The 26,379-nt window shown below is 61.6% G+C and carries 29 protein-coding genes; 13 read left to right on the forward strand and 16 right to left on the reverse strand.

Features of this window, described 5'->3' with window-relative positions:
* Nucleotides 1–49: 49 nt before the first annotated feature.
* The gene (locus tag AB8A33_RS26025; protein WP_439095428.1) at nucleotides 50–1,564 is read right to left on the reverse strand and encodes a malonate--CoA ligase; all 1,515 of its coding nucleotides are present in this window, start codon (nucleotides 1,562–1,564) and stop codon (nucleotides 50–52) included.
* A gap of 410 nt (nucleotides 1,565–1,974) precedes the next feature.
* Between AB8A33_RS26025 and AB8A33_RS26030 the strand changes: the two genes are divergently transcribed.
* The 3 genes from AB8A33_RS26030 to AB8A33_RS26040 all read left to right on the forward strand — a co-directional run bounded on the left by AB8A33_RS26030 (nucleotide 1,975) and on the right by AB8A33_RS26040 (nucleotide 4,218).
* Nucleotides 1,975–2,562 carry a fasciclin domain-containing protein gene (locus AB8A33_RS26030; protein ID WP_439095429.1) on the forward strand — a complete coding sequence of 196 codons (588 nt, stop codon included), beginning with the start codon at nucleotides 1,975–1,977 and terminating at the stop codon, nucleotides 2,560–2,562.
* Nucleotides 2,563–2,787: 225 nt separating this feature from the next.
* Complete coding sequence (locus AB8A33_RS26035; RefSeq protein ID WP_439095430.1) at nucleotides 2,788–3,423, forward strand: cytochrome b/b6 domain-containing protein; 636 nt, start codon at nucleotides 2,788–2,790, stop codon at nucleotides 3,421–3,423.
* Between the two features lie 12 nt (nucleotides 3,424–3,435).
* Entirely contained in the window at nucleotides 3,436–4,218 is a 783-nt protein-coding gene (locus tag AB8A33_RS26040; RefSeq protein ID WP_439095431.1) for a molybdopterin-dependent oxidoreductase, read from the forward strand.
* Here AB8A33_RS26040 and AB8A33_RS26045 read toward each other — a convergent pair.
* The gene (locus tag AB8A33_RS26045) at nucleotides 4,205–5,392 is read right to left on the reverse strand and encodes a YbfB/YjiJ family MFS transporter (RefSeq protein WP_439095432.1); all 1,188 of its coding nucleotides are present in this window, start codon (nucleotides 5,390–5,392) and stop codon (nucleotides 4,205–4,207) included. The two genes, AB8A33_RS26040 and AB8A33_RS26045, sit on opposite strands and share 14 nt — an antisense overlap.
* Before the next feature lie 138 nt (nucleotides 5,393–5,530).
* Between AB8A33_RS26045 and leuB the strand changes: the two genes are divergently transcribed.
* On the forward strand, nucleotides 5,531–6,643 hold the full coding sequence (gene leuB, locus AB8A33_RS26050; RefSeq protein ID WP_439095433.1) for a 3-isopropylmalate dehydrogenase: 1,113 nt from the start codon (nucleotides 5,531–5,533) through the stop codon (nucleotides 6,641–6,643).
* A 76-nt stretch (nucleotides 6,644–6,719) separates the two neighbouring features.
* Here the strand turns inward: leuB and AB8A33_RS26055 are convergent, their stop codons facing one another.
* A complete protein-coding gene (locus tag AB8A33_RS26055) occupies nucleotides 6,720–7,097 on the reverse strand; it encodes a hypothetical protein (protein WP_439095434.1) in 378 nt (125 codons plus the stop codon).
* A gap of 186 nt (nucleotides 7,098–7,283) precedes the next feature.
* On the reverse strand, nucleotides 7,284–8,087 hold the full coding sequence (locus tag AB8A33_RS26060; protein WP_439095435.1) for a hypothetical protein: 804 nt from the start codon (nucleotides 8,085–8,087) through the stop codon (nucleotides 7,284–7,286).
* 115 nt (nucleotides 8,088–8,202) lie between these two features.
* On the opposite strand from AB8A33_RS26060, the gene AB8A33_RS26065 reads away from it, so the two are divergent.
* Nucleotides 8,203–9,237 (forward strand): aspartate-semialdehyde dehydrogenase, encoded by a 1,035-nt coding sequence (locus tag AB8A33_RS26065; protein WP_439095436.1) that lies wholly within the window; start codon nucleotides 8,203–8,205, stop codon nucleotides 9,235–9,237.
* Nucleotides 9,238–9,295: 58 nt separating this feature from the next.
* Here the strand turns inward: AB8A33_RS26065 and AB8A33_RS26070 are convergent, their stop codons facing one another.
* On the reverse strand, nucleotides 9,296–9,931 hold the full coding sequence (locus tag AB8A33_RS26070) for a carbonic anhydrase (RefSeq protein WP_439095437.1): 636 nt from the start codon (nucleotides 9,929–9,931) through the stop codon (nucleotides 9,296–9,298).
* Nucleotides 9,932–10,059: 128 nt separating this feature from the next.
* Between AB8A33_RS26070 and AB8A33_RS26075 the strand changes: the two genes are divergently transcribed.
* Nucleotides 10,060–10,938, forward strand: a complete 879-nt coding sequence (locus AB8A33_RS26075) for an HpcH/HpaI aldolase/citrate lyase family protein (protein WP_439095438.1) — start codon at nucleotides 10,060–10,062, stop codon at nucleotides 10,936–10,938.
* 161 nt (nucleotides 10,939–11,099) lie between these two features.
* Here the strand turns inward: AB8A33_RS26075 and AB8A33_RS26080 are convergent, their stop codons facing one another.
* Both AB8A33_RS26080 and leuD read right to left on the reverse strand, forming a co-directional pair.
* Nucleotides 11,100–11,900: a hypothetical protein gene (locus tag AB8A33_RS26080; protein WP_439095439.1), complete on the reverse strand. Its 801-nt coding sequence runs from the start codon at nucleotides 11,898–11,900 to the stop codon at nucleotides 11,100–11,102.
* Between the two features lie 20 nt (nucleotides 11,901–11,920).
* The gene (gene leuD, locus AB8A33_RS26085) at nucleotides 11,921–12,526 is read right to left on the reverse strand and encodes a 3-isopropylmalate dehydratase small subunit (protein ID WP_439095440.1); all 606 of its coding nucleotides are present in this window, start codon (nucleotides 12,524–12,526) and stop codon (nucleotides 11,921–11,923) included.
* Between the two features lie 193 nt (nucleotides 12,527–12,719).
* Between leuD and AB8A33_RS26090 the strand changes: the two genes are divergently transcribed.
* Nucleotides 12,720–13,508: a TSUP family transporter gene (locus AB8A33_RS26090; RefSeq protein WP_439095441.1), complete on the forward strand. Its 789-nt coding sequence runs from the start codon at nucleotides 12,720–12,722 to the stop codon at nucleotides 13,506–13,508.
* Between the two features lie 129 nt (nucleotides 13,509–13,637).
* Here the strand turns inward: AB8A33_RS26090 and AB8A33_RS26095 are convergent, their stop codons facing one another.
* Nucleotides 13,638–14,039, reverse strand: a complete 402-nt coding sequence (locus AB8A33_RS26095) for a metallopeptidase family protein (RefSeq protein ID WP_439095442.1) — start codon at nucleotides 14,037–14,039, stop codon at nucleotides 13,638–13,640.
* Nucleotides 14,040–14,193: 154 nt separating this feature from the next.
* Here AB8A33_RS26095 and AB8A33_RS26100 point away from each other — a divergent pair, with 154 nt between their 5' ends.
* From AB8A33_RS26100 to AB8A33_RS26115, 4 genes are all read left to right on the forward strand, one after another.
* Complete coding sequence (locus AB8A33_RS26100; RefSeq protein ID WP_439095443.1) at nucleotides 14,194–14,511, forward strand: hypothetical protein; 318 nt, start codon at nucleotides 14,194–14,196, stop codon at nucleotides 14,509–14,511.
* Nucleotides 14,512–14,749: 238 nt separating this feature from the next.
* Complete coding sequence (locus AB8A33_RS26105) at nucleotides 14,750–15,043, forward strand: hypothetical protein (RefSeq protein WP_439095444.1); 294 nt, start codon at nucleotides 14,750–14,752, stop codon at nucleotides 15,041–15,043.
* Nucleotides 15,044–15,206: 163 nt separating this feature from the next.
* Nucleotides 15,207–15,644: a hypothetical protein gene (locus AB8A33_RS26110; protein WP_439095445.1), complete on the forward strand. Its 438-nt coding sequence runs from the start codon at nucleotides 15,207–15,209 to the stop codon at nucleotides 15,642–15,644.
* Nucleotides 15,645–15,955: 311 nt separating this feature from the next.
* Complete coding sequence (locus AB8A33_RS26115) at nucleotides 15,956–16,615, forward strand: hypothetical protein (protein WP_439095446.1); 660 nt, start codon at nucleotides 15,956–15,958, stop codon at nucleotides 16,613–16,615.
* 83 nt (nucleotides 16,616–16,698) lie between these two features.
* On the opposite strand, the gene AB8A33_RS26120 is transcribed toward AB8A33_RS26115, so the two are convergent.
* From AB8A33_RS26120 to AB8A33_RS26140, 5 genes are all read right to left on the reverse strand, one after another.
* Entirely contained in the window at nucleotides 16,699–17,868 is a 1,170-nt protein-coding gene (locus AB8A33_RS26120; protein WP_439095447.1) for a winged helix-turn-helix domain-containing protein, read from the reverse strand.
* An 89-nt stretch (nucleotides 17,869–17,957) separates the two neighbouring features.
* Complete coding sequence (gene leuC, locus AB8A33_RS26125) at nucleotides 17,958–19,373, reverse strand: 3-isopropylmalate dehydratase large subunit (protein ID WP_439095448.1); 1,416 nt, start codon at nucleotides 19,371–19,373, stop codon at nucleotides 17,958–17,960.
* Between the two features lie 354 nt (nucleotides 19,374–19,727).
* The gene (gene rplS / locus AB8A33_RS26130; RefSeq protein ID WP_439095449.1) at nucleotides 19,728–20,126 is read right to left on the reverse strand and encodes a 50S ribosomal protein L19; all 399 of its coding nucleotides are present in this window, start codon (nucleotides 20,124–20,126) and stop codon (nucleotides 19,728–19,730) included.
* 122 nt (nucleotides 20,127–20,248) lie between these two features.
* Nucleotides 20,249–21,001: a tRNA (guanosine(37)-N1)-methyltransferase TrmD gene (gene trmD / locus AB8A33_RS26135; protein WP_439095450.1), complete on the reverse strand. Its 753-nt coding sequence runs from the start codon at nucleotides 20,999–21,001 to the stop codon at nucleotides 20,249–20,251.
* A 50-nt stretch (nucleotides 21,002–21,051) separates the two neighbouring features.
* Nucleotides 21,052–21,486: a winged helix-turn-helix transcriptional regulator gene (locus AB8A33_RS26140; protein WP_439095451.1), complete on the reverse strand. Its 435-nt coding sequence runs from the start codon at nucleotides 21,484–21,486 to the stop codon at nucleotides 21,052–21,054.
* Between the two features lie 132 nt (nucleotides 21,487–21,618).
* Between AB8A33_RS26140 and AB8A33_RS26145 the strand changes: the two genes are divergently transcribed.
* On the forward strand, nucleotides 21,619–22,488 hold the full coding sequence (locus AB8A33_RS26145) for an SDR family oxidoreductase (RefSeq protein ID WP_439095452.1): 870 nt from the start codon (nucleotides 21,619–21,621) through the stop codon (nucleotides 22,486–22,488).
* Nucleotides 22,489–22,491: 3 nt separating this feature from the next.
* Here the strand turns inward: AB8A33_RS26145 and rimM are convergent, their stop codons facing one another.
* The 3 genes from rimM to ffh are packed head-to-tail and all read right to left on the reverse strand — an operon-like array spanning nucleotide 22,492 to nucleotide 24,922.
* Nucleotides 22,492–23,016 carry a ribosome maturation factor RimM gene (gene rimM, locus AB8A33_RS26150; protein ID WP_439095453.1) on the reverse strand — a complete coding sequence of 175 codons (525 nt, stop codon included), beginning with the start codon at nucleotides 23,014–23,016 and terminating at the stop codon, nucleotides 22,492–22,494.
* Nucleotides 23,017–23,022: 6 nt separating this feature from the next.
* Nucleotides 23,023–23,355 carry a 30S ribosomal protein S16 gene (rpsP, locus tag AB8A33_RS26155; RefSeq protein ID WP_439095454.1) on the reverse strand — a complete coding sequence of 111 codons (333 nt, stop codon included), beginning with the start codon at nucleotides 23,353–23,355 and terminating at the stop codon, nucleotides 23,023–23,025.
* 49 nt (nucleotides 23,356–23,404) lie between these two features.
* A complete protein-coding gene (gene ffh / locus AB8A33_RS26160; RefSeq protein WP_439096064.1) occupies nucleotides 23,405–24,922 on the reverse strand; it encodes a signal recognition particle protein in 1,518 nt (505 codons plus the stop codon).
* 348 nt (nucleotides 24,923–25,270) lie between these two features.
* Here ffh and AB8A33_RS26165 point away from each other — a divergent pair, with 348 nt between their 5' ends.
* Nucleotides 25,271–26,335, forward strand: coding sequence for an MBL fold metallo-hydrolase (locus tag AB8A33_RS26165; protein ID WP_439095455.1), 1,065 nt, complete (start codon nucleotides 25,271–25,273; stop codon nucleotides 26,333–26,335).
* Nucleotides 26,336–26,379: the final 44 nt, after the last annotated feature.

The following is a 26,379-nucleotide window of genomic DNA, read 5'->3' on the forward strand; positions in this document are numbered from 1 at the left end:
GCGAGGGGAAGGGGTGCAGCGGAGTTTGGCTCAAGGACCGTGCGAGGACTTACTTCGCGTAGATATCCTTGTAGCTATCGCGCAGCACGTTCTTCTGCACTTTGCCCATGGTGTTGCGCGGCAGATCGTCGACGAAGATCACGCGCTTCGGCATCTTGAACTTGGCGATCTGGCCATCCAGCGCCTTGAGCACGGAGGCCTCATCGATCACGGTCTTCTTGTCGCTCACGACCACGGCGGTGACGCCCTCGCCGAAATCTGCATGCGGTACGCCGATCACGGCGCTTTCGATCACGCCGGGCATGGCGTCGATCTCGCTTTCGATTTCCTTCGGATAGACATTGAAACCGCCGGAGATCACCAGATCCTTGCCGCGGCCGAGAATGTGTACGTAACCCTTGGCGTCAATCTTGCCGAGGTCGCCGGTGATGAAGAACCCGTCGTCGCGGAACTCCGCCTTGGTCTTCTCCGGCATCCGCCAATAGCCCTGGAACACATTCGGCCCTTTCACCTCGATCATGCCGATGGTGTCGCGCGCGAGTTCTTTGGCCGTCTCCGGATCGGTGACGCGTACGGACACGCCGGGCAGCGGGAAGCCGACAGCGCCGGGCACGCGCTCGCCGTCATAGGGGTTCGACGTGTTCATGTTGGTTTCGGTCATGCCGTAACGCTCGAGCACGGCGTGGCCGGTGCGCGCAAACCATTCGCGATGGGTATCGGCCAGCAGCGGTGCGGAGCCCGAGATGAACAGCCGCATGTGGCTGCAAGTCTCTTTCGTCAGGTTCGGCGACTGCAGGATACGCGTATAGAACGTCGGTACGCCCATCAGAACGGTGGCGCGGGCCATCAGCTTGATGATGAGTTCCGGATCGAGCTTGGGCAGGAAGATCATCGACGCGCGCGCAAACAGCGTCACATTGCTCGCCACGAACAGACCATGCGTGTGGTAGATCGGCAGCGCGTGGATCAGCACGTCGTCTTTGGTGAAACGCCAGTATTCAACAAGGCTCAGCGAGTTCGACGCTAGATTGTCGTGGCTCAGCATCGCGCCCTTGGAGCGGCCGGTGGTACCCGACGTATAGAGGATCGCGGCGAGATCCTCGTTCTTGCGCGCGACGGTCTGAAAATCCGGCTTCTCTTTCGCCGCAGCATCGGTCAGCGAACCCTTGCCATCAGCACCCAGTGTTTCGACCTTCGCGCCGACCTTGGCCGCAATAGCGGCAAAGCCCTCGGCCTTGGAGGGATCGCAGACCACCAGGGACGGCTCGGCGTCGGTAATGAAGTAATCGAGTTCGTTGAGCGTATAGGCGGTGTTGAGCGGCAGGTAGACCGCGCCGGCACGCACGGTCGCCAGATACAGCACCAGACCAGGCACCGATTTCTCGGTCTGCGCAGCCACACGGTCACCCGGCTTGACGCCGCGAGCAACCAGAACATTCGCCATCTGGCCCGCCAGCGCGATCAGATCGCCATAGCTAATGTGCTTGCCCTCAGGCGTCTCGATCGCGAGACGTGAGGCATCGTCGAGTTTGTCGAACAGGCGAGAAAACAGATTGGCGTTCATGGCAAGGTCACGCGGTGCAGGAGTGCGGGAGCGACCGGTGCGGATAGCCCAACGATCGCATCAATTTGTCCCGTTCCTTAGCAAGGATGGCCACATCTAGGCAACGCATCCCCCATGGGGATCGCCCCCATATCCGGTGGATCAGCCCCTTGGGTCGCGTCATCCCGTCGCGGTTTCCGCGCGTGATTGTATCAAACGCGATGCATCGAACTCGTTATTGCCTCGCGCGAACGAGATGCGCCCGCAAAAGTTTCAACGGCACCGAAAAATATAGGCTGAAACTGCCCCCGAGGCCTCGCGTAGCTCCGACATCGACGGCGCAATCTGGCCTCCAAGGGATTGCCGCGGTCGATACCCAATCATCGCACCAGCGAGATCGCTGGTCACTCACATCACTCGGGAGACGATCCATGTCCAAGCGCATTGCACTTCTGTCGGCCGTCGCATTCAGCACCCTCGCCATCGCTGGCACTGTGCTTGCCCCCGCACAGGCCGAAGACAAGAAGATGATGAAGAGCGAAATGTCGGGCGAGAAAACCGTGATGGTCGGCGGCGCGCCGATGTATCCGTCGAAGAACATCGTCGAGAACGCTGTCAACTCGAAGGATCACACCACGCTGGTCGCCGCCGTGAAGGCCGCCGGCCTGGTCGATACCCTCTCCAGCAAGGGCCCGTTCACGGTATTCGCACCGACGAACGCCGCCTTCGGCAAGCTGCCGGCCGGTACCGTCGATACGCTGGTGAAGCCTGAGAGCAAGGCGACCCTGACCAAAATTCTGACCTACCATGTGGTCCCCGGCAAACTGAACGCCGCCGACCTCAAGGACGACCAGAAGCTGAAGACCGTGGAAGGCGAAGAGCTGACGGTGAAGGCTTCGGGCGGCAAGGTGATGATCGTCGACGCCAAGGGCGGCTCTTCAACCGTGACCATCGCTGACGTCAACCAGTCGAATGGCGTGATTCACGTCATCGATACTGTCCTGATGCCGAAAGCCTGATCTCTGGCTTCAGCGCAGCAAGTTCGCGCATCCTGACTTGTCCCCACCGGATGCGCGCGCGTCCCCCGAGGATACCGAGGGGCGTCAAGAAGCGAGCCGGGGCAACCTGGCTCGCTTTTTTGTGATCGGAATGATTGGCATCCCGGAAGGTTGAGAAGACAGCGTCCGTAACGAATGGCACTTTATACCGTATAGATGCCAGAACCCATGCCAATGGATGATTCCATGTCGAGCATCTCCCTGAGCGAAGACCGTGCGGCTACAGCCAAACCCAAAACAAAGGTGATCCAGCCAGCCTGGGTCCGCGTCGTGCACTGGATCAATGCCGTGGCCATTGTGCTGATGATCATGTCGGGCTGGCAGATCTACAACGCCTCGCCGCTGTTCAATTTCACCTTCTCGTCGTCGATCACGCTCGGCGGCTGGCTCGGCGGCGGCATCATGTGGCATCTCGCAGCGATGTGGCTGCTGGTGATCAACGGCCTCGTCTATCTCACCCTCGGCATCGCCACCGGACGCTTCCGCAAGAAGCTGCTGCCGATCTCAGCGAAAGGCGTGCTCGACGACACCAAGGCCGCGCTGACCGGCCAGCTCTCGCACGCTGATCTCTCAACCTACAATCAGGTGCAGAAGCTGCTCTATACCGGAATCATTGCGGTCGGCATTCTGATCGTCCTGTCGGGCCTCGCGATCTGGAAGCCGGTTCAGCTGCAATATCTCACGGCGCTGTTCGGTGGCTACGACACCGCGCGCTATGTGCATTTCTTCATGATGGCCGCCATTGTCGGCTTCCTCGTGATCCACGTGGCTCTGGCCTTGATCGTGCCGAAGAGTCTGCGTGCGATGATTATCGGACGCTGAGGAAATACGACCATGATCAGGAAAATCCGCTCCCTCATCATTCCCGGCGTCGACAAGGATCTCCTCGTCAAGGACGCCACCAAACTGATGCCCGATCTGTCGCGCCGCCGCTTCATCGCGTCGGGTGCAAGCTTCGGCGCGCTGACGCTGCTCACCGGCTGCGACGTGAGCGACAGTCTCTCGGCCGATAACCTGCTGACACATATGTCGAAATTCAACGACATGGTGCAGGCCAGGATCTTCAATCCGAATACGCTGGCGCCAACCTACTCCGAGAAGGACATCAAGCGTCCATTTCCATTCAACGCGTTCTATGCCGAGGACGACGCGCCGAATGTGGACGGCAAGGAGTGGAAGCTCGAAGTATCCGGCTTGGTGCAGGACAAGAAGTCCTGGACGTTGGATGAGCTGCATAAACTGCCTGAGGTGTCACAGATCACCCGCCACATCTGCGTGGAAGGCTGGAGCGCCATCGGCTCCTGGCAGGGCACGCCGCTGCGCGACTTCCTAAAGCTGGTGGGTGCAGACACCAACGCGAAGTGGGTCCATTTCCGCTGCGCCGAGGACTATACGAGCTCGCTCGATATGCCCACAGCCATGCATGCGCAGACGCAGATGACCTTCAAGTTCGACAACCAGCTTCTGCCGCGGGCCTATGGTTTCCCGATGAAGATCCGCGTACCGACCAAACTCGGCTTCAAGAATCCGAAATACGTCGTCGCGATGGAAGTCACCAACGACTACAAGGGCGGCTATTGGGAAGACCAGGGCTATAACGATTTCAGCGGGAGCTGATCGGTTTCTGGAACATCGACATGGCAGCGCCAATCGCGAGCGTTGCCGCCGAGACCACCAGCGCCGAAGTGAGGCTGCCCGTTGCATCCGTGATGGCACCCACCGCGATCGGGCCCAGGGTCTGGCCGATGCCGAACACGATCGTCACCGCTGCGATGGCTTTCGACCATGCCGCGCGGGGATAGTTGAAACGCACAAAGGCTGTGGTCGCCGCAACCACCGCGAAGAATGCAACGCCGAAAATGGCGGCAGAGATGCCGAGCACCACAGGCGAATGGCCGAGCAGCGGCATCGCTGCGCCCACCGCATTGGTGCCGAGAATGATTGCCATCGCGCGGCCGCTCTGGCCACGCGCGAGCACGCCGCGCCACAGCCATGGCGACGCGAACGAACTGACGCCGATCAGGCACCAGAACGCACTCTGGGCCACCGCGCTGCCGCCGCCATCGCGCACATAGGCAATCATGAAGGTCATGTAGGCGATATAGCCGGCGCCAAACATGAAATAGGCAATGAGGTAAATCCACATCGGACGGATCGCGAGCGGCACCTTGTCGTCCGTTGACGAGTCATCGGACGCATCAACGCGCGGACGCAACAGCGGCAGGCCGATCACGACCGATACGAGACCAAGGACCAGCCACACGATCCACCAGGAGCCCGGACCAAAGCCCTGCAGCACGAAAGGCGCGATCAGACCGGACAGGAGGATGCCCATACCTGGCCCGGCATAAAACAGACTGAGCAGATAGGACGAGCGTTCGGGATAAGCGAGGCCGATGGTGGCGGCGAGCGCGCCGCCGGCCACGAAGGAGACCGCCGCGCCAAAACCGGTGACCAGCCGCGCGATGCTGAGCAGCGTAAAATCCACGGTGACGCCGCAAACGATGAGCGACAGGATGCAAGCAAGTGTGCCGCCCTGAATCACCGCGATCAAACCGAAGCGCCTGCCGAGCCGGGCCGCGACCAGTGCGCCCGCGAGATACCCCGCGGCGTTGACGGTATTCATGAAGCCGGCGGCCGAATATGACCATTGCAGGCTGTCGCGCATATCGGGCAACACCAGCGAATAGGCAAAACGGCCGATGCCAAGCCCGATGGCTGGCGCGAGCGACAGGACGAGTATCAGCCACGCCGGGTTACGGCGCGCCGGGGAAGGCACAGGTGACGTCACGGGAATCTCCGCTGCGCCGGCAATGTCGCAGGTTTCACGGAAGCCGCAATCATCCCTTCGGCAACACTGTCTTGCCATTCCCGCAATGACGTCTTAGCACTCGCGGCAATCAATAACGGATTGCAAGGGCACTTGAATATGGCAACGCACAAATTGCTGCTTCTCCCCGGCGACGGCATTGGCCCTGAAGTGATGGCCGAGGTGAAGCGCCTGATCGACTGGATCGATGCCCAGGGCATCGCCAAATTCACGATCGAGAACGGTCTGGTTGGCGGTGCCGCCTATGATGCCGACAAGCTCCCCATCACCGATGCAACGATGGCCAAGGCGGATGCGGCCGACGCCATCATCTTCGGCGCCGTCGGCGGTCCGAAGTGGGACAACGTGCCTTATGAGCACCGCCCCGAGGCTGGCCTGTTGCGCCTGCGCAAGGATCTCGGCCTGTTCGCCAATCTGCGCCCGGCCGTGTGCTATCCCGCGCTGGCGGAATCATCGAGCCTGAAGCGCGAGGTGGTTGAGGGCCTCGACATCATGATCGTGCGCGAGCTCACTGGCGGCGTCTATTTCGGCGAACCGAAAACCATCACCGATCTCGGCAACGGCCAGAAGCGCGCTGTCGATACGCAGGTCTACGACACCTATGAAATCGAGCGCATCGCACGTGTTGCGTTTGATCTGGCCCGCAAGCGCCAGAACAAGGTGACGTCGATGGAGAAGCGCAACGTCATGAAGTCGGGCGTACTCTGGAACGAGGTTGTCACGCAGGTCCACGGCCGCGAATACAAGGACGTCACGCTCGAGCATCAGCTCGCCGATTCCGGCGGCATGAATCTCGTGAAGTGGCCGAAGCAGTTCGACGTCATCGTTACTGACAACCTGTTCGGCGACATGCTCTCCGATATCGCAGCGATGCTGACCGGCTCATTGGGCATGCTGCCCTCGGCCTCGCTCGGCGAAGTCGATGCCAAGACCAAAAAGCGCAAGGCAATGTATGAGCCCGTGCACGGCTCAGCGCCGGATATTGCCGGCCAGGGCATGGCTAATCCGCTGGCGATGATCGCCTCCTTCGGCATGGCGCTGCGCTATTCGCTCGAGATGGGCGAGTTGGCCGACAAGGTCGACCAGGCCATCGCCGCGGTTCTGGCAAAGGGTCTGCGGACGGCGGATATCAAGTCGGAAGGCGCGACAGTGGTCAGCACATCAGGCATGGGCGAAGCGCTGCTGAAGGAATTGCAGGCGCTGCACGCTTAAGCGCGCTCGAACCTCTTCCCCCTGAACAAAAAATGCCCGGCTGAGCCGGGCATTTTCGTATCGATATGTCGCGCGCTCAGTAGAGCGGGAAGCGCTCGGGATAGCCGCCGAGATCCCACTGCGAGTTGAGCGGCTGGCGGTCCAGCGGACGGTTGTTATTGTCGCGGGCGAAAGAGTAGCCGGGCGGATAGGCGTAATCAGTGAACTTGCGATCACCCGGGAGCACTTCGACGCCGGCATCGAGCCAAGAGCGACGCGTCACGTAAACACGGGTGCGGCCCTGCTGATAGGTCACGTTCGGGCCGCGCGCACCGTAAACGGCGTCACGGTCAGAGACGCGCACCTTCTTCTTGGTGGCGGCGTCGGCCGGAGACGCGGCAACGGCGGTCGCGATGACGGCAACCGTCGCGAACAACGTGGCGAGAGTTTTCGCGGCGGGGAATTTCAAGGTCATCAGGTCCTCATTGCAGTCAGAAGATCGGCATTCAAAAGCCGAGTCGGCAAATCCGATTTGCGGTCAATTTAGCTGGCCGAGGTATCCGGCCACAAGGTCTATCCGGCCACAGTCGCCGATATAATGCGCGGGGTGGCCGAATGTTGCATGTAATCCAAGGTCTTGGTCCAACCCATCACGAAGAGGTCACAGGCTGCCGCGGAGCAGCGGGTTCTGGGCGCCGGTGACCCAGTCGGCCGAGGCCGCCGACAGCGCCGCACCACTGATGCAGCCGGCCCGCTTCAGATCTGCCTGGGCAAAGGCCTCCTGCAGCCGGGGTTCATTGCCGGCGGTGAGCAGCACCAGCCGGTTCAGCGTGCAAGCAATGGCCGCCCGCCGCGCCGGCAGGCCGTCGCCCTGGCACGACCAGCCGGAAATCCTGAGATTGGCGTCGTCCAGCGTCTTCATGAAGCCGAGGCAGCGCTTGCTGTCCTTCAGCCGGTCGGAAAAGCCCATCAGGGCGACCGGCCCGAACTTGCTGTCGACGATGCCCTCGCCCACCGCTTCGCTGACACCACCGGGGTCCATGCGGCCTGCAATGTCCGCCGCTGGCGAACCTGCCCGCTCGACCTCGGCACCAGGGCGATACAATTCCAGCTCGGCCACCGGGCGCTCCCCGGGCGACAACCAGCGCAAGACATCCTTGCGGCCGCCGTCGGGGTGTCTCAAGATCTCGTAAGATGCTGTTTTACCTGATGAATCAAACTGGCTGACGGCGAAGGCTGGATGGGAACGGCTGGCGACGCTCCAGCCGGCTTTGGCGACCGGTTCGCTGCTGAGGTCGAATTCCAGCCCGTCGAAAACGGTAACCGCGGCCATGACAACCAGTGCCAGCGCCCCCATATAGGCGAGCAGACGCACGGCGATGGCACCGCACTCGTCGGCAAAGCTCTGCAGGGCCGGATGGACGCCTGCCGACTTTGGGTGGTGCGAAACCAAAATTGAACGCATCAACACACGCAAATACGCTTAGGACGTTGTCTTTGCGACGTTTCTCGCATAGAAGCGCGGCTCTTCCCTTTCCACGGTATGTGGGGGTGAAGCATTTTTCTTCGGAGAGTGAACGATGGGTTACAAAGTCGCGCTGGTCGGAGCGACCGGCAATGTCGGGCGTGAAATGCTCAGCATTCTGGATGAACGTAAATTCCCCGCTGACGAGGTCGTGGCGCTTGCGTCGCGCCGCAGCATGGGCGTTGAGGTTTCCTTCGGCGACAGAACCCTGAAATGCAAAGACCTCGCGACCTATGACTTCAGCGATGTCGACATCTGCCTGATGTCGGCCGGCGGAGCCGTGTCCAAGGAATGGTCGCCCAAGATTGGTGCCGCCGGTGCCGTCGTGATCGACAACTCGTCGACATGGCGCATGGACCCGGACGTGCCGTTGATCGTGCCGGAAGTAAACGCTGCTGCCGTTGATGGCTTCACCAAGAAGAACATCATCGCAAACCCGAACTGCTCGACTGCGCAGCTCGTGGTGGCGCTGAAGCCGCTGCATGACAAGGCGACCATCAAGCGCGTCGTCGTCTCGACCTATCAGTCGGTGTCGGGTGCGGGCAAGGATGCGATGGACGAGTTGTTCTCGCAGACCAAGGCCGTCTACACCAACAGCGAGCTGGTCAATAACAAATTCCCGAAGCGTATCGCCTTCAACGTCATCCCGCAGATCGACGTGTTCATGGAGGACGGCTACACTAAGGAAGAGTGGAAGATGATGATGGAGACCAAGAAGATTCTTGATCCCAAAATCAAAATGTCCGCGACCTGCGTGCGCGTGCCGGTGTTCGTCGGCCACTCGGAAGCGGTCAACATCGAATTCGAGAATCCGATCTCGGAAGATGAAGCTCGCGACATCCTGCGCAACGCGCCGGGCTGCCTCGTGATCGACAAGCGCGAGCCCGGTGGCTACGTCACGCCTTACGAAGCCGCTGGCGAGGACGCCACCTATATCAGCCGCATCCGCACGGATTCGACGGTCGATAACGGTCTGGTTCTTTGGTGCGTGTCGGACAACCTGCGCAAGGGCGCGGCGCTCAACGCCGTGCAGATCGCGGAATGCCTGATCAACCGCAAGCTGATTACGGCGAAGAAGAAGGCCGCGTAAGCGGACCTTCGACTTCCAACAATCAAAAGCCGGATGCTCAGCATCCGGCTTTTTTTGTTTACGCCACTGGCTTAAACTCTTTCGCGGCCTGATCGAGCACGGACAGCGAGCCGACGGCGACGCCGAAGTAAGCGCCGTGCAGTTCGAGCTCGCCCTTCGCGACCTTGCTGCTCACGAACGGAAACGTCATCAGATTTTCGAGGCTGCGGAACACGGCGGCCTTTTCGATACGGGTGACGAAATCCTGGAACGCCTCGTGCTCGCGGATCTCGACCTTCTCGTCGGGCTTGATGAACATCGACATCCAGCGACCGATGAAGTCACCCGGCGACAGCGGCGCCGCATTGTCGACGAAAGCGCGGATGCCGCCGCATTGCGCGTGGCCGAGGATGACGATGTGCTTCACCTTCAACACCTGCACCGCATATTCCAGCGCCGCCGAGACGCCATGGGCGCCACCGTCGGGCTGATAGACCGGCACCAGGTTGGCGATGTTGCGCACCACGAACAATTCGCCCGGCGATGCATCGAAGATGACCTCCGGCGACACGCGCGAGTCGCAACAGCCGATCACCATGACTTCCGGCGACTGGCCCTTTTCCGATAATTCGCGGAAGCGCGACTGCTCGGTCGGCAATCGCTCCGACGTAAAGGTCTGGTAGCCGGCAATGAGCTGCTTCGGAAATGATGTCATGGTCTGCCTCATGGGTCCCCACGGATAACCATAGGACGCCAGCGCGAACAAGCCTTCCGGGCGGCGGACTGAGATGCTATCGCGAATACCAACCCATAAGCAGGCACCAATTTCAGGGAAATGACGCCATGATCCGTCCGCGCCGCAGCCATTTGTTCATGCCCGGCTCGAACCCGCGCGCGCTGGAGAAGGCCCGCACCGTACCGGCCGACGGCATCATCCTGGACCTTGAAGACGCCGTGGCTCCGGACGCCAAGGGAACCGCGCGCGAGGCCATCGCGCAGACGCTCAATGCCGGAGGCTTCGGTAAGCGCGAGGTCATCATCCGCATCAATGCGCTGGATTCGCCATGGTGGATCGACGACGTCACCATGGCCGGCAAGGCCAAGCCCGACGGCATCCTGGTGCCGAAGATTTCCAGCGTCGAGGATCTCTCAGCCGTTGCGGATCGCCTGAGTGACATTGGCGCCGACATGTCGATCAAGGTCTGGGCCATGATCGAGACCTCGCGCGCCATCCTCCATGCGGAGGAACTCGCGGCAGCCTCCAGGGATTCCGAAAATCGCCTGGCCGGCTTCGTGTTCGGCCCCAACGATATCGCGCGTGAAACCCGCATCCGCATGATGCCCGGCCGCGCGGCGATGTTGCCGATGATTACCCATTGCGTGCTGGCGACGCGGTTGCATGGTCTCGAAATTCTCGATGGTCCCTACAGCAATTTCAGCGATACCGAGGGTTTCATCGCCGAAGCCGAACAGGGCCGCGACATCGGCTTCGACGGCAAGACGCTGATCCATCCGAGCCAGATCGAGGCCTGCAACAAGGTCTTCACGCCGCCGGCCGACGAAGTTGCCCAGGCCCGCCGCATCATCGCAGCATTCGAGCAGCCGGAAAACGCCAGCCGCGGCGCGATCCAGCTTGACGGCAAGATGGTCGAGCGGCTGCATGCGGAGATGGCGAAGCGCACGATCGCGATTTCGGATGCGATTGCGACGATGGGGAGCTAACCACACTCGTCATTCCGGGACAGGATGGACGCCGCAGGCGGCCGGACTGAGCCCGGAATCTCGATGTGGGAGTCGCCGAGATTGAAGCCATCTCGGGATTCCGGGTTCATGCCGGTCCGCTACGCGGTCCGACCTGCCCCGGAATGACGAGCTTATGCTGCTTAGCTCATCTGCTTGTTGCCGACCCGCTCGGTCGCCCAGGCATAAAAGCTTCCCGGCATCGGCGCTTCCTTCCCACGTCCCTTTGGCGAGATATGAAAGCCGAGAATATCCGGATCGCCGACCAGCGTCGCAAAGTCCGACGGCTCGAAGAACAGCTTTGGCTCCGCATGAATCGAATAATAAGCCTTCCGCGGCAGCGCGTGATGCTGGGAGCCGTGGCGTTTCGCCAGCGCCGTCAGCGATGCCGGGCCGAAAATCGCGACACGGACGTCGCTGGCGCTCTTCGCACTACCGCGCAGCTTGCGCCACGTAAAAGCCAGCCGGTGACGCAATGACATCCAGTCGGGCGTCAACTCATCCTGCTTGATCAGCGCCTCGAACGCCGCGACGATCGGATCATTGGGCGGAAGATACAGCACCGAATTGCCGAGCTGACGTCGCTTCTCCCAGGCGAAATAGGGTTTTGCCGGATCAATCTCGATGGGCTTCAGCAACAACACATCCGCGTCGAGCCAGAGGCCAAGACCTTCGGCCATCAGCCGGATGCGAAAGAAATCGCTGAACTGCAGCGGGGTCCAGCCGACCCACGCGCCATTGGGAGCTGATGGGCGCAGCCGCTCGGCAAAGGCGCGCGGCAACACAGCTTCCGCATCGGCATTGCTCACGCCGTCCGGCAGGTCGGTGATGGGAGCGAAACTATAGAGCGTGACGCGATGGCCCGCCTCGACCTGCGACAGCAGACACAGCCTGCGCAATGCATCGAGCGGGCCATCCCAAAAGGTGACGACGTCAGGAATCACGCGTCACCTTCCGAAGTGAATCAGGCCCAGGCGCGCGCGGTCTTGAGCTTGGCCTCGTAGCTGTCGATGGAGGGCTTCTTCTCCATCGTCAGGCCGATATCGTCGAGACCGTTGAGCAGGCAGTGCTTGCGGAACGGATCGATCTCGAACTTCACCGTGCCACCATCGGGGCCACGAATTTCCTGGTTCGGCAGATCGATGGTGATCGTCGCATTGGCGCCGCGCTCGGCATCGTCGAACAACGCGTCGAGATCCTTCTGCGAGACGCGGATTGGCAGCACGCCGTTCTTGAAGCAGTTGTTGTAGAAGATGTCGCCGAACGAGGTCGAGATCACGCAGCGGATGCCGAAATCCAGCAGCGCCCATGGCGCGTGTTCGCGCGACGAACCGCAGCCGAAATTGTCGCCTGCGACCATGATCTTGGCGTTGCGATAGGCCGGCTTGTTGAGCACGAAATCCGGGTTCTCGCTGCCATCGTCGTTGTAACGGGCTTCCGAGAACAGGCCCTTGCCGAGGCCGGTACGCTTAATGGTCTTCAGGTACTGCTTCGGGATGATCATGTCGGTATCGACATTGATGATCTTCAGCGGCGCCGCGACGCCTTCCAGCGTGGTGAACTTGTCCATGGCAAAGGTCCTCGATTAAGCCAGCTTTTTAGCCTGATCGGGACGGCGCTCCAAGGGCGATTTTGGCTGAGCGCCCATGCCTTTCCCTGCGTGAAGCGAGGCTTCGCCAAGAGGAGAATCCTGCCGGCAGCGCGGAGGTAACCTGTCGAAACGTGCACTTGCCCCACGGCTGCAAACCCGCAACAAGGCGCGGATGTTTGATCTTGCACCAGAAATCATCGCGGCACTGTGCGCGGTTTCGCTGCTCGCTGGCTTTATTGATGCCGTTGCCGGAGGCGGCGGGCTGCTCGTAATCCCAGCGTTGCTCGCGGCTGGCGTCAATCCAGTAGCAGCGATCGCCACAAATAAAGTTCAGGCCAGTGCCGGTACTGCTTCCGCCGTTTGGACGTTCTGGCGCGCAGGCCGGATAGATTTTCGCATGTTGATTGTGCCGCTGCTCGCGACGCTAGGCGGAGCAATCCTGGGTGCGCTTGCGCTGATGGTAGCAGACACGCGTTGGCTATTGATCATCTTACCTGTGCTGTTGATCGCGATTGCGATTTATTTCCTGTTCGCCCCAACTGCAAGCGAAGTAGATCGCGAAGCCCATCTCAGCTCACTCAGCTACGCGGGCGTCGCTGCCGTTATCGGCTTTTACGATGGCTTCTTCGGTCCCGGCGCTGGATCATTCTACGCTTTAAGCCTTGTGACATTGCTGGGCATGGGACTGGTGAGAGCGACCGCCCATACAAAAGCACTGAATTTGATGAGCAACGTTGTTTCGCTTGTCGTCTTCGCTTTTGGAGGACAAGTTCTTTGGGTACTTGGCGCGACAATGGCGGTTGGGAACTTCATAGGAGGAAGGCTGGGATCGAAAGCAGCAATGCGCTTCGGGCCCGCTCTCATCCGCCCCTTGCTTGTGCTGATATCGCTCGGGATGACCGCAAAGCTGCTTCTCAATCCCGAAAATCCTCTCAGGCAGATCGTTCAAAGCTATTTCTGAGACGTCGGTTTTATCGCCTCGGTTGTCGTTGGGCGCACCCGAAGTTCCGTTGCGAGCAAATGCGCATTGCGAGGTTGCCCGCCTCTTTTGGACCGATCGGACGGGCGGTCCAGGCCCGATTTGCGGGCCCTAGTCAGTCACCTGCGCCTCGATCGCCTCCATATCGGCATCCGAGAGCCCGAAATGGTGGCCGATCTCGTGGATCAGCACGTGGCGGACGATATGGCCGAGGGTTTCGTCGTGTTCGGCCCAGTAATCCAGGATCGGCCGGCGATACAGCCAGATCATATTGGGCAACTGGCCAGTATTGTCCTGGCTCTGGAATGGCAGGCCGACGCCCTGGAACAGGCCGAGCAGGTCGAATTCGGTCTCGGCCTGCATCTCCTCCAGCACCTCATCGGTCGGGAAATCGTCGACCCGGATGATCACGCCCGCGCAGAGCTTGCGAAAATCCTCCGGCAGGAGGGCGAGCATGGCATGGGCCATGTCCTCCATTTCCGCGAGATCGGGAGCTTTTGCCTGGTGCCACATGTGTCCCTGTCTAGCCAATTCCCATGACATGGCAATGCGCCGGCACAAGGTTGTCCCGGCGGTTGACGGGCGGGCGTCAATCGGAGACTTTGCGGCATTCTTTTGAAGCATGATCCTGTCCGAGAACCGGCACCCACTTTTCGGGATCATGCGTATGGCGGTTTGGGGCGTTAAGATGCGGATCATGATGGCGGCACTGGGATTGGCGGTTGCGCTCGGCGCGTTGCCGATGGCGAATACCGCACAGGCGCAGACGGCCACGCAGGTCGCCCAATCCGACGACAGCGTTCAGCCTCGCCGTGCCCGCCCGCGCGTTCGCATCTATCGCACGCCGGACGAACGCGGTGTCTATCCCAGCTACAATCCCGGCCCGAATGCCGTGCGCGACTGCACCGCCAATCTGGTGCAGGAATATCGCCCGAGCGGCACCGTGATCGTGCCGCGCATGAACTGCTACTGGCGCCGCGGCTGAGCCGACACTTCATACTTTAATTTTGAATGACGTCAGGCCGAGACTTTGCAACTGCGGAGATGGCGTTCGCATGCGCTTACTCTCGTTCCAGCGATGCGTCACAAAACCATGCGACATATTCGCACCGAGCATATTCACATCGCGTTCACCTCCGGCGCCCTAGCGTCATGCACATGGGCGATGATCCATTCGTGAAGCTGCATCTCGACATGAACGCAGCAGACTCAGGAGAGAACACGTGAACGTGAAGAAATTTTTCGGCCTCGCCGCCATCGCAGGATTGCTGTTTGTCGCAGCGCCGACGCAGCAGGCAAATGCAGTCTCGCTGAACGGCCCGGGCATCGCATCGTCCGTGCAAGGCAGTGCGAAGCTGACGACTGACGTTCAGTATCGTCATCACCACAATCGCGGCTATCGCGGGCATCACGGCATGCGGCGTCACCACGGCTGGCATCGCCCACATCACGTCCGCCGCCATCATGGCTGGCACCGGCCGCATCACGTGCGTCGTCACGGCGGCTGGCGCTACTAAGACTATCTCTAAAATGAGAGCAGGCGTGCACAAGCGCGCCTGTTCTCATTGACAAGATGGTGACCGCGTCGGTCTGTCGCGGGAAATCATTGCAGCTATATGCGTTATGGGGTGAAGGCGACGAAAGACGATCGATGGAAAGCGATCGAGGCAAGGAAAAATCATGAAGAACTGGGTAGGCGCAGCCATGCTGGCTGCAACACTTTCACTTGGTGGCGCATTGACCAGCGCCCCCGCAATGGCTGACGCACAGACGCCTCAAAAGGCTGCGGCAGACAACAAGGCAAAGGCCACGGACTTCAGCGCGCAGCGGCGCCATCGTCACTTTCACCACCGCCATCATCACTTCGGCCACCGGCACTACGGGTATCGCAGCTATTACGGCCCGCGTTATGGCTACGGATACGGCTATCGCCCGTACCGCTCATATTACGGCCCGGCCTATTACGGACGCCCCTATGCCTATCGCCCTGCTTACTACGGCGGATACGGCTATCGGCCCTACGGCTATTACGGCGGCTATCATCCCTATGGCGCCTATGGCTACGGCCCGGGCTTCGGCGGCCCGCTCAGCGTCGGCTTCAGCTTCGGCCGCTGGTAAATCCTGACATCACCGGACGACATCGACAGGCGCCCTTTGCGGCGCCTGTTTTTTTGCGCGCGCCTTACAGCTTCTGCCTGCGTCATTCATGACGCGTTCAGATCGACATCCTTAATTTTCGGTCAAGGCGCGACAACCCACATGACATGACCCTGCGCAAACGCACCGTTGGCGCAAGCGAGGACCTGCGCCGTCAGGTTTGCGCGATCGATGTCCCATGCGCTGATCGAGGGAGGATGTTTCCGATGAGACATGTTCAAAATCGACAACCTGTCCTGAATGCCGAACGAAGTTTTGCGATCAGACAATTCATGACGCGCTCGCTCGGCGTGGCTGCCGCCGCAGCGATGATGGTGTCGCTGACGCCATCGGCACAGGCAGTCTCGCTGATCAATCCCGGCGCGGCACCGGCAGCCAAGCAGGCCAGCGACGCGCTGCTCACGCAGGTCCAGCATCGCGGTGGACGCGGCGGCGGTGGCGGAGGTGGTTTCCGCGGCGGTGGCGGAGGTCACGCCTTTCATGGCGGAGGTGGCGGCGGATTTCGCGGCGGCGGCATGCCGGCGTTTCGGGGCGGCGGAGGGGGCGGAGGCTTCCGGGCCGCAGCGCCTGTGTTCCGCGGCGGAGGCGGTTTCCGTCCGGGCCCGGCCTTTGTCGGCGGCGGCTTCCGGCGCGGCCCCGCATTCCATGGCGGCGGCTATCGCTACGCGGCGCCATTGATCGCGCGGCGACCCTATTATGCGCCGGCGCGTTACTACGGCGCGCGCCACTACGGTTATCGCCGCCATTTCCGCCCGCGCTATTACGCCTATGCGCCGAGCTATTATTACGGGCCACGCTACTACCAACCGCGCCGTTTCTGCCGGATCGTCTGGACCTATTACGGCCCACGCAAGATCTGCCGCTATCGCCCCTGGCATCACCGCCACTGGCACTACCGGCGGCATCACCATCGCTTCAACATTTACTGGTGAGATGGGTCGATTTGACTGAAGCGACGCTCCACACTCTCCGTCATGGCCGGGCTTGTCCGACCATGACGGCGGAGTTTGATTGCTCACTCTCCCAGCTGAAACGCCTCGAACCGCCCGAGCTCTTCCTCGATGCACCGCTTCCATTCCTTGCGCGGCGTCTTCGGCTTCGCGCCCTCACCGACCCAGCTCCATTGCTGCATCAGCAATTTGCGCTTTTGCCGATCGGTCTTGAGATCGACAGCCGCCACGATCTTGTCGTCTACCAGCACCGGCAATGCGAAATAGCCGAGCTGGCGCTTTTCTTTCGGCACATAAGCCTCGAAGCGATGATCGTGGCCGAAGAACAAATTCGTGCGCTTGCGCTGGATCACCAGGGGATCGAACGGCGACAGCACATGCACCAGCCCCGCCTCGCCTTCGCTTCCGTCCTCGAGCGCTGCGGGCGTCGTCCAGTGCTCCTGCTTGCCGGCGCCGTCGAGCGCGACGGCCACCAACTCACCCTTGCGCAACCGCGCCTCGATCAGCTTGCGAATGCCGGCCTTGGAGGGCGCATCGAGATGGCAGATCGAATCGAGACTGACGATGCCCTGCGAGCGTAGCGCGCGATCGAGCAGATAGGCGAATTTCTGCGCTGAAGTTGCCGGCTTGGGCAGCGTGTCCCAGCCGAAATGCCTCAGCAACAGGTCATAGGTCTTCAGCATGCCCGTGCGTTCGGAGATCGTGAGGTGGCCCTCATAGAAGGCGAGCTGCAACGCCCGCTTGGACGGCTTGCGGCTGGCCCATTCGTGATCCTTCTCGCGCAGCACATCGTCATCGATGTCGCGAATCGACAACGGGCCGGCTTTGGCCAGCCGCATCACCTTGCGCTTGTCCGCTGGCGTCACCGAGGCGAACCAGCCGTGGCCCTCGCGGCGATAATATTTCATGTCCGGCACGAAGAAGCCGATATCATCGGTCGGCACATAAGCGAGCGCATGGGTCCAGTATTCGAACACGCTCTTGTCGTGCGTCTGCGCCTGTCTGAGGTCCGCGCGTTTGTAGTTGGGGATGCGCGAGAACAGGATGTGATGATGGCTACGCTCGATCACATTGATGGTGTCGATCTGCACATAGCCGAGATGTTGCACGGCGGCCTTCACCGCCTCCGCACCATCGCCGAATGGCGCACGTGCATCAAGCTGCTGCGCGCGCAGCCAGATGCGGCGGGCGGCGGCGTTGGTCAATGCGATCGGTTTGTCGGGTGCGCGGGGCATTTGTGACGAATTACCAAGCTCATAAAAAAGACGGCCCGCGCAAGCAGGCCGTCGATCTTACCGAGGAAGTGACGTCGCGTGCAGCTAAATTAGTGCCACTCTCTGATATCGACGAAGTGCCCCGCGATCGCAGCCGCGGCCGCCATCGCCGGCGACACCAGATGGGTGCGGCCCTTATGGCCCTGACGGCCCTCGAAGTTGCGGTTCGAGGTGGCGGCGCAGCGTTCTTCCGGCGCCAGCTTGTCAGGGTTCATCGCCAAACACATGGAGCAGCCGGGCTCGCGCCATTCGAAGCCGGCTTTCAGGAAGATCTTGTCGAGCCCTTCGGCTTCAGCCTGTTCTTTCACCAGACCCGAGCCCGGCACGATCATCGCCGAGACATGGCCGTTGACGGTCTTGCCGTCGACGACCTTGGCCGCAGCGCGCAAATCCTCGATGCGGCCATTGGTGCAGGAACCGATGAAGACGCGATCCAGCTTGATGTCGGTGATTTTGGTGCCCGCGGTCAGGCCCATATAGGCCAGCGCGCGTTCCTTGGAGAGACGCTTGGCTTCATCGGCGATATCGGCGGGGTTCGGCACCTTGCCCGTGATCGAGATGACGTCTTCCGGCGACGTGCCCCAGGTCACGATGGGGGGCAGCTTGGCGGCGTCGAGACGTATCTCGTGATCGAAATGCGCGCCTTCGTCAGAGCGCAGCGTTTCCCAGTAGCGCACGGCCTGTTCCCACATATCGCCTTTCGGCGACATCGGGCGACCCTTGAGGAATTCATAGGCCTTCTCGTCCGGCGCTATCAGGCCGGCGCGGGCGCCGCCTTCGATCGACATGTTGCAGACCGTCATGCGGCCTTCCATCGACAGCGCACGGATCGCCTCGCCGGCATATTCCAGCACGTAGCCGGTGCCACCCGCAGTACCGATCTCGCCGATGATGGCCAGGATGATGTCCTTGCCGGTGACGCCGTCGGGCAGAATGCCGTCGACGGTGACGCGCATGTTCTTCGCCTTCTTCTGGATCAGCGTCTGCGTCGCCAGCACGTGCTCGACTTCCGACGTGCCGATCCCATGCGCCAGCGCACCGAACGCGCCATGCGTCGAGGTATGACTGTCGCCGCAAACGATGGTCGTGCCCGGCAGCGTAAAACCCTGCTCGGGGCCGATGACGTGAACGATGCCCTGACGCTTGTCGAACTCGTTGTAATATTCGATGCCGAATTCGCGCACGTTCTCAGCCAGCGTCGCGATCTGCTCGGTGCTTTCCGGATCGGGATTGGGCTTGGTGCGATCGGTGGTCGGCACGTTGTGATCGACAACAGCGAGCGTCTTCTCCGGCGCATGTACCTTGCGGCCGGTGATGCGCAAACCTTCGAAGGCCTGCGGGCTCGTGACTTCATGCACCAGATGGCGATCGATATAGAGCAGCGCCGTGCCGTCATCGGCTTCATGCACCAGATGATCGTTCCAGATCTTGTCGTACAGGGTGGTTGGCTTTGCAGAGTCAGTCATGAGATCAGGCCTCGAAAGAAACGTGGGCCAGTTGCGTGCTGCTAAATGATTTGCCGCATCGGCGGCGCAAAGCGCACAACTGAGAAACGGGAAGAGAAAGGCGTGAGATTGCTCACGCGCTTCTAAGCGCGCCCACGATCGACGTAGTGAAGCGGCCGAAGAAACGCCCGGGCAGCCGGCTATGATCGTCGATGACGATGCGCAAAGCGTGCTGGTGCAGGTCTAGAAACATTCCAGTCATATAGCACTCGGCGATCACGACGCCAATGCGACGGAGGTATGCAGTCTTCACATCACAAAAAAGCGCGGCTTGCGCCGCGCTTTTCGTCTCGCACAATTCGATGGTGCGGAAAATTACTTGGCAGCAGCCGCAGCAGCGACCTTGGCCGGACGCTCGGTCTTCTTCTCGGTGATGCGGGCCGACTTGCCGCGCAGATCGCGCAGGTAATACAGCTTGGCGCGACGCACCTTGCCGCGACGCACAACCTTGATGGAGTCGATCATCGGGGAGAGCAGCGGGAACACGCGCTCGACACCCTCGCCGTAGGAGATCTTGCGAACGGTGAAGCTCTCATTGATGCCACCACCGTTGCGGCCGATGCACACGCCTTCATAGGCCTGCACGCGGGAACGCTCGCCTTCGACAACCTTCACGTTGACGATAAGGGTGTCGCCGGGACCGAATTCCGGGATCGACTTGGTGGCGGAAAGGCGGTCGAACTGCTCTTTTTCAAGCGTCTGAATCAGGTTCATCGAAAATCTCCATCGGCGGCGCGCCCAGACGTTGCGCGGGCTGCGCTCGAAACTCTTACCCTGCCAGTGCACGGATTTGGCGCTGCTATACGGGAAAGCAAAGCCGTTGTCACCCGTCTGTGTCACTCACCCGTCGTGATTTTTGGCGGTTTTCGTTTTCTGCCTGATTCCGGAGCTTTCGGGTGCGCTGCCCACAGATCGGGCCGCCGTGCGGCGGTCAGCGCCTCGGCCTCCGCCAGCCGCCACTTGGCGACCCTGGCATGGTCGCCCGAGATCAAAACGTCGGGAATCTGGCGGTCCTCGAACACCTGCGGACGGGTATATTGCGGGTATTCCAGTAGCCCGTCGGAGAAGCTCTCGTCGGTCCCCGAGGCCAATTTGCCCATCACCCCCGGCAAAAGCCGCACACAGGCGTCAATCAGCGTCATGGCGGCGATTTCGCCGCCGGACAGTACATAGTCGCCGATCGAGACTTCCTCGAGCCCTCGGGCGTCGATGACGCGCTGGTCGATGCCTTCAAAACGGCCGCAGACGATCAGCGGTCCCGGCCCGGCCGCCAGCTCGGCCACCCGCGCCTGGGTCAATGGCCGACCGCGCGGGCTCATGACGAGCCTGGGGCGATCCTGCACATCTGCCGCATCAATCGCTGCCGCCAGCACGTCGGCCCGTAGCACCATGCCCGGCCCACCGCCGGCCGGCGTGTCATCGACGCTGCGATGCTTGTCGGTGGCCGAGGCACGGATATCGCGCGCCTCCAGCGCCCACAGGCCGGAAGCCAACGCCTTGCCTGCGAGGCTGATGCCTAGCGGTCCCGGAAACATTTCGGGAAACAGCGTCAGTACCGTCGCGCGCCATGGTGGGGGTTCGATAGTCATGGCTCTCCATCGCGCGTCCGGCGCGAGGCGTCAAACCCCCGCGAGCCCGTTCAAGCCGCCGACATCTGCTCGCTGGTGTCGCCTGCATCGAATGCGGCGCGCGCGGCCTGAATCTCCGCAAAGCTGCGCTCAGCCCAGTCGATCAGGCCGGCCAGTGGCCCGAGCACCGACTGCCCCAGCGGCGACAGCCGATATTCGACCGAAGGCGGCTTGGTGGGAAAGACGTGGCGGGTGACGAGCCCATCCCGCTGCAGCTCGCGCAGGCTCTGAGTGAGCATGCGCTTGGAGATATCCGGCACGGCGCGATGCAGCTCGCTGAACCGCCGCGGCTTGGCGGCCAGCGCCACCAGCAGCAGGGATGTCCATTTATCGCCAATGCGGTCCAGCACGTTGCGCACCGGGCAGGCATCGGCATCGAAGCCCCGCGCCTGCCATTCGTCGAATTGGGTGGCCAAGGGGGCGCCATGAGAGGCTTTTTGGGGCATCGGGAGGCTCCTTTCGGCCGACCGCAGGTCACTTCCAAGTAACCTGGCGAGAAAAACCTGCCTCCTTACGGAAACGGCAGGCGGTCTCTATTCAATACCTGTGTTCAATCAGAGACCTTACAGGATCCCGCCATGTCGAACCACCGTATTCTCGTCACAGCCGCCAGCGGCCAGCTCGGCCGCCTCACCATCGATGCCCTGCTCAAATTCGTCCCGGCCAGCCAGATTGTTGCCGGCCTGCGCGATCCCGCCAAGGGCGCCGATCTTGCCGCCAAGGGCGTCTCGGTCGTCGCTGCCGACTACAGCAAACCGGAGACACTCGACGCCGCCTTCAAGGGCATCGACCGCCTGCTGCTGATCTCATCGAACGAACTCGGGCAGCGCGTCGCGCAGCACCGCAACGTGATCGACGCCGCAAAGAAGGCCGGCGTGAAGCTGATCGCCTATACGAGCGTGCTGCGTGCGGACACCTCACCGCTATCAGTCGCGAAAGAACATCTGCCGACGGAAGAATTGATCCGCGCGTCCGGCATTCCCTTCGTGCTGCTGCGCAACGGCTGGTACACCGAGAACTACACGGCCTCGATCCCCGCAGCATTGGCGCATAATGCGCTGATCAGCAGCGCCCGCGATGGTCGTATCGCGTCGGCTTCGCGTGCGGACTATGCAGCCGCGGCCGCCGCCGTGCTGACCTCGGCAGCGGATCACGCCGGAAAAATCTATGAGCTGGCCGGCGACGACGCCTACACGCTGGAAGCTTTCGCAGCGGAGATCACGAAACAGTCCGGTAAGACCGTTGCTTATGTCCGTCTGCCCGAAGCCGACTTCAAGGCGGCGCTGCTCGGCGCGGGACTGCCGCCTGAACTTGCGGAGCTGATTGCGACGTCGGATACGGCCGCAGCGGATGGCGCGCTGTTCGACGACAGTCGCACGCTGAGCAAGCTCATCGGACGGTCGACCACGCCGTTTGCAACAACGATTGCGGAAGCGTTGAAAGCGTAAGCCTTACGCCGCGGTGGGATCATCGCCGATGATCTCACCGGGCAATTCGATCACGACCTTGCCGTCCGCGAGATCAACAGTCGGCACCACCGCATTGGTGAAGGGCAACAGCAGGGTCGCGCCCTCTGGCGGCGCGATCTCGATGATATCGCCGGCGCCGAAATTATGGACACCGACAACACGGCCGATCGCATCGCCCGCGGCATTGACCGCAGCGAGGCCAATCAGATCGGCGTGGTAATATTCATCATCTTCAGTGTCGGGCAGCGCATCGCGCGCCACATAGAGCTCGAGACCATTGAGGCGCTCGGCGTCTTCGCGGGACGCGACGCCTTTCAGCGTCGCGACCAGATGGCCCTTGGCCTCGCGGACATCATCGACCTCAAAGCTCCGCTTGCCGTCTTTGGTGGCAAGCGGACCGTAGTCGCACACGGCGAATGGATCTTCGGTGAAGGTCCACAGCCGGACCTGGCCGCGCACACCATGCGGCGCGCCGATGCGCGCGACGCAGATTTGCGCGGAGGTCATTCCGCCTTACTTCTTGGCGGCGGCTTCAGCGTTGGCCTTGCGCTCCTTGCGCGGCACGGCCTTCTCGGGATTGTTGCGGGCTTCGCGCTTGGCAACGCCAGCGGCATCGAGGAAGCGAGCCACGCGATCCGAGGGCTGCGCGCCCTTGGCGATCCAGGCCTTGGTCTTTTCGAGGTCGAGCTTCAAGCGCAGCTCGTTGTCCTTGGCGAGCAGCGGATTGAAGTAGCCGAGACGCTCGATGAAGCGGCCATCGCGGGGAAAACGCGAGTCGGCGACGACGACGTGATAGACGGGACGCTTCTTGGTGCCAGCGCGGGCGAGGCGGATAACGACGGACATGGAATTCTCCTAAGTGTGTTCGATTTGAATGTAAGTTGAATTGATCGCGTTATTTCTTTTTCCCGAGACCGGGAAAGCCGCCGAGTCCCGGCAGCGTCGGTTTGCCCAGGCCCGACAGGCCCGGGAAATCTTTCGGCAATGACGGCATGCCCTGCGGCATCCCGCCCGGCATCTTCTCGGCCATCGCCTTCATTTGTTCGGGTGACGGCATGCCGCCACCACCGAAGCCCATGGCCTGCGCGATACCGGCCATCGGGCCGCGCTTGCCGGAGCCCATGGCCTTCATCATGTCGGCCATGTTCCGGTGCATCTTCAGCACCTTGTTGACTTCCTCGACCTTGAGCCCGGCGCCGGCAGCGATACGCTTCTTGCGGCTGGCCTTGAGGATGTCGGGATTCTTGCGCTCCTGACGCGTCATCGAATCGATGACTGCGATCTGGCGCTTCACCACGCGGTCATCGAGACCGGCAGAGGCGATCTGATTCTTCATCTTGGCGATGCCAGGCATCATGCCCATCAGGCCGGAGAGACCGCCCATATTGGTCATCTGGATCAGCTGCTCACGCATATCCGTGAGATCGAACTGACCCTTGCGCATGCGCTCGGCAGTGCGCGCAGCTTTCTCGGCGTCGATATTCGCAGCGGCGCGCTCGACCAGCGACACCACGTCGCCCATGCCGAGAATGCGGCCGGCGATACGGCTTGGATGGAAGTCTTCCAGCGCATCGGTCTTTTCACCCGTACCGATCAGCTTGATTGGCTTGCCGGTCACGGCGCGCATCGACAGTGCAGCGCCGCCGCGGCCATCGCCGTCCACACGCGTCAGCGCGATGCCGGTGAGGCCGACGCGTTCGTTGAAGGAGCGTGCGAGATTGACAGCGTCCTGACCGGTCAGCGAGTCCGCAACCAGCAGCACTTCGTGCGGATTGGCGATCGCTTTGATCTCGATCGCTTCCGACATCATCTCTTCGTCGAGCGTCGTGCGACCGGCCGTATCGAGCAGCACCACGTCGTAGCCGCCGAGCTTCGCAGCGGACAGCGCGCGCTTAGCGATCTCGGCCGGCTTCTGGCCTTCTACGATCGGCAGTGTCTGAATCTCAAGATCGCGGCCGAGCACCGCGAGCTGCTCCATGGCGGCCGGGCGATAGACGTCGAGCGACGCCATCAGCACCTTGCGCTTGTCGCGCTGGGTGAGACGACGCGCGAGTTTCGCAGTGGTGGTGGTCTTACCGGAGCCCTGCAGACCGACCATCATGATGGCGACGGGCGGGACAGCCTGAAGATCGATACCGCCTTCGCCATCGGCGCCGAGCGTGGCGACGAGCTCGTCATGGACGATCTTGACGACCATCTGACCGGGAGTGACCGACTTGACGACGGTGGCGCCGATCGCCTGTTCGCGCACACGATCGATGAAGGAGCGGACCACATCGAGCGAGACGTCGGCTTCGAGCAGCGCACGGCGCACTTCGCGCATCGCGGCATCGACGTCAGCCTCCGACAGCGCACCGCGCCCGGTGAGCCGGTCGAGAATTCCGCCAAGTCGTTCCGACAGATTGTCGAACATCGCGCCTTCGCTTCCGATATCGCCATCACCATGATGACGAAGAACCAAACACTTTTGCGCCCGAGGGCGCATCGCGCTGTCGGGCGTTGACCTCCGGTCTCCAGGACCGGTCGGCGGGTCGAAAAGAGAACTTTTCGAGAATTGGCGGGGATTTACAGCGCAGGGGCCCGGCGAGTCAAGGAAATATGGCCACCGCGCCACCGTTCGAAACCGCAACCTCTTCAGGATAAAGGATATTTTCTGCAGCGGGCGATTAAATTGACAATAGGCAATTGGATTTCCGCGTGAGCTGACCTAGATGTGAGTGATCGCTCACCTCAGGTTCCCCTTTTTCGACGCCTCACATTCATGACCATCACCCGCCGCAAGCTTCTCGCATCCGTCGGCGGCCTCGCCGCAGCGGCGGGGCTGTCGGCCATCTGGGCTTCCCGCATGACCAATTATGACGGCCCCGTCTCCGATCACTTCGACGGCAAGATCTTCTTCGATCCCGACGGCGTGCCGCCCAAGTCGCTTGGCGAAGTGCTGCGCTGGCAGTTCGGCGGCGGCCGCACCCGAGAGGTCTGGCCTGACTGGATCGAGAACGAGTTTGCCGATACGCCGCCTGCCAGGGTCGAGGGCACGGGCGTTCGTTTTTGTTACGTCGGTCACGCCAGCTGGCTGATCCAGACCGCCGGAATCAACATCCTGTTCGATCCGGTGTGGTCCGATCGCGCGTCGCCATTGTCATTTACCGGGCCGAAGCGCCACAACGCGCCGGGCATCGCGTTCGATAAATTACCTGGCATCGACGTCGTGCTGGTGTCGCACGGTCATTACGACCATCTCGATCTTCCCACGCTGTCGAAGCTATCGGCCAAATTTGCACCGCGCGTAATCACGCCGCTTGGCAATGACGTCACCATGAAGAGCGCCGACAGCGCGATCAAGGCCGAGGCCTATGACTGGACAGATCGCGTCGAGCTCGGCAACGGCCTCGCCGTGACGCTGGTGCCGACGCGGCACTGGACGGCACGCGGCCTGTTCGATCGCAACAAGTCGCTCTGGGCGAGCTTCGTGCTGGAGACACCAGCCGGCAAGATCTACATCGTCGGCGATTCCGGCTATGGCGACGGCCTGCACTTCCGCCGCGTGCGCGAAGCCCATGGTGCTATCAGGCTCGCGATCCTGCCGATCGGCGCCTATGAGCCGCGCTGGTTCATGAAAGACCAGCACATGAATCCGGAAGATGCCGTGAAGGCGCTCGCAGATTGCGGCGCGCAGCAGGCGCTGGCCAGCCATCACAGCACATTCCAGCTCACCGATGAGGCGATTGACGGACCGGTGCAAGGATTGGCTGCCGCATGCAGCGCGGCGGAATTGCCCAGCGAGAAGTTTATGGCGCTGAAGCCAGGGCAGGTAGTGGAGATTTAAACTGTCGTCCCCGCAAAGGCAGGGACGACATGCGGAGGGGTGTC

The sequence above is a fragment of the Tardiphaga sp. 813_E8_N1_3 genome, assembly GCF_051811025.1.
GTDB lineage: Bacteria > Pseudomonadota > Alphaproteobacteria > Rhizobiales > Xanthobacteraceae > Tardiphaga.

Bases quoted from the DNA above. Each gene is read 5' to 3' on its own strand.
- AB8A33_RS26025 (WP_439095428.1), bottom strand. From the start codon at position 1,564: ATGAACGCCAATCTGTTTTCTCGCCTGTTCGACAAACTCGACGATGCC.
- AB8A33_RS26030 (WP_439095429.1), top strand. From the start codon at position 1,975: ATGTCCAAGCGCATTGCACTTCTGTCGGCCGTCGCATTCAGCACCCTC.
- AB8A33_RS26035 (WP_439095430.1), top strand. From the start codon at position 2,788: ATGTCGAGCATCTCCCTGAGCGAAGACCGTGCGGCTACAGCCAAACCC.
- AB8A33_RS26040 (WP_439095431.1), top strand. From the start codon at position 3,436: ATGATCAGGAAAATCCGCTCCCTCATCATTCCCGGCGTCGACAAGGAT.
- leuB (WP_439095433.1), top strand. From the start codon at position 5,531: ATGGCAACGCACAAATTGCTGCTTCTCCCCGGCGACGGCATTGGCCCT.
- AB8A33_RS26055 (WP_439095434.1), bottom strand. From the start codon at position 7,097: ATGACCTTGAAATTCCCCGCCGCGAAAACTCTCGCCACGTTGTTCGCG.
- AB8A33_RS26060 (WP_439095435.1), bottom strand. From the start codon at position 8,087: ATGCGTTCAATTTTGGTTTCGCACCACCCAAAGTCGGCAGGCGTCCAT.
- AB8A33_RS26065 (WP_439095436.1), top strand. From the start codon at position 8,203: ATGGGTTACAAAGTCGCGCTGGTCGGAGCGACCGGCAATGTCGGGCGT.
- AB8A33_RS26070 (WP_439095437.1), bottom strand. From the start codon at position 9,931: ATGACATCATTTCCGAAGCAGCTCATTGCCGGCTACCAGACCTTTACG.
- AB8A33_RS26075 (WP_439095438.1), top strand. From the start codon at position 10,060: ATGATCCGTCCGCGCCGCAGCCATTTGTTCATGCCCGGCTCGAACCCG.
- leuD (WP_439095440.1), bottom strand. From the start codon at position 12,526: ATGGACAAGTTCACCACGCTGGAAGGCGTCGCGGCGCCGCTGAAGATC.
- AB8A33_RS26090 (WP_439095441.1), top strand. From the start codon at position 12,720: ATGTTTGATCTTGCACCAGAAATCATCGCGGCACTGTGCGCGGTTTCG.
- AB8A33_RS26095 (WP_439095442.1), bottom strand. From the start codon at position 14,039: ATGTGGCACCAGGCAAAAGCTCCCGATCTCGCGGAAATGGAGGACATG.
- AB8A33_RS26100 (WP_439095443.1), top strand. From the start codon at position 14,194: ATGGCGGTTTGGGGCGTTAAGATGCGGATCATGATGGCGGCACTGGGA.
- AB8A33_RS26110 (WP_439095445.1), top strand. From the start codon at position 15,207: ATGAAGAACTGGGTAGGCGCAGCCATGCTGGCTGCAACACTTTCACTT.
- AB8A33_RS26115 (WP_439095446.1), top strand. From the start codon at position 15,956: ATGACGCGCTCGCTCGGCGTGGCTGCCGCCGCAGCGATGATGGTGTCG.
- AB8A33_RS26120 (WP_439095447.1), bottom strand. From the start codon at position 17,868: ATGCCCCGCGCACCCGACAAACCGATCGCATTGACCAACGCCGCCGCC.
- leuC (WP_439095448.1), bottom strand. From the start codon at position 19,373: ATGACTGACTCTGCAAAGCCAACCACCCTGTACGACAAGATCTGGAAC.
- rplS (WP_439095449.1), bottom strand. From the start codon at position 20,126: ATGAACCTGATTCAGACGCTTGAAAAAGAGCAGTTCGACCGCCTTTCC.
- trmD (WP_439095450.1), bottom strand. From the start codon at position 21,001: ATGACTATCGAACCCCCACCATGGCGCGCGACGGTACTGACGCTGTTT.
- AB8A33_RS26140 (WP_439095451.1), bottom strand. From the start codon at position 21,486: ATGCCCCAAAAAGCCTCTCATGGCGCCCCCTTGGCCACCCAATTCGAC.
- AB8A33_RS26145 (WP_439095452.1), top strand. From the start codon at position 21,619: ATGTCGAACCACCGTATTCTCGTCACAGCCGCCAGCGGCCAGCTCGGC.
- rimM (WP_439095453.1), bottom strand. From the start codon at position 23,016: ATGACCTCCGCGCAAATCTGCGTCGCGCGCATCGGCGCGCCGCATGGT.
- rpsP (WP_439095454.1), bottom strand. From the start codon at position 23,355: ATGTCCGTCGTTATCCGCCTCGCCCGCGCTGGCACCAAGAAGCGTCCC.
- ffh (WP_439096064.1), bottom strand. From the start codon at position 24,922: ATGTTCGACAATCTGTCGGAACGACTTGGCGGAATTCTCGACCGGCTC.
- AB8A33_RS26165 (WP_439095455.1), top strand. From the start codon at position 25,271: ATGACCATCACCCGCCGCAAGCTTCTCGCATCCGTCGGCGGCCTCGCC.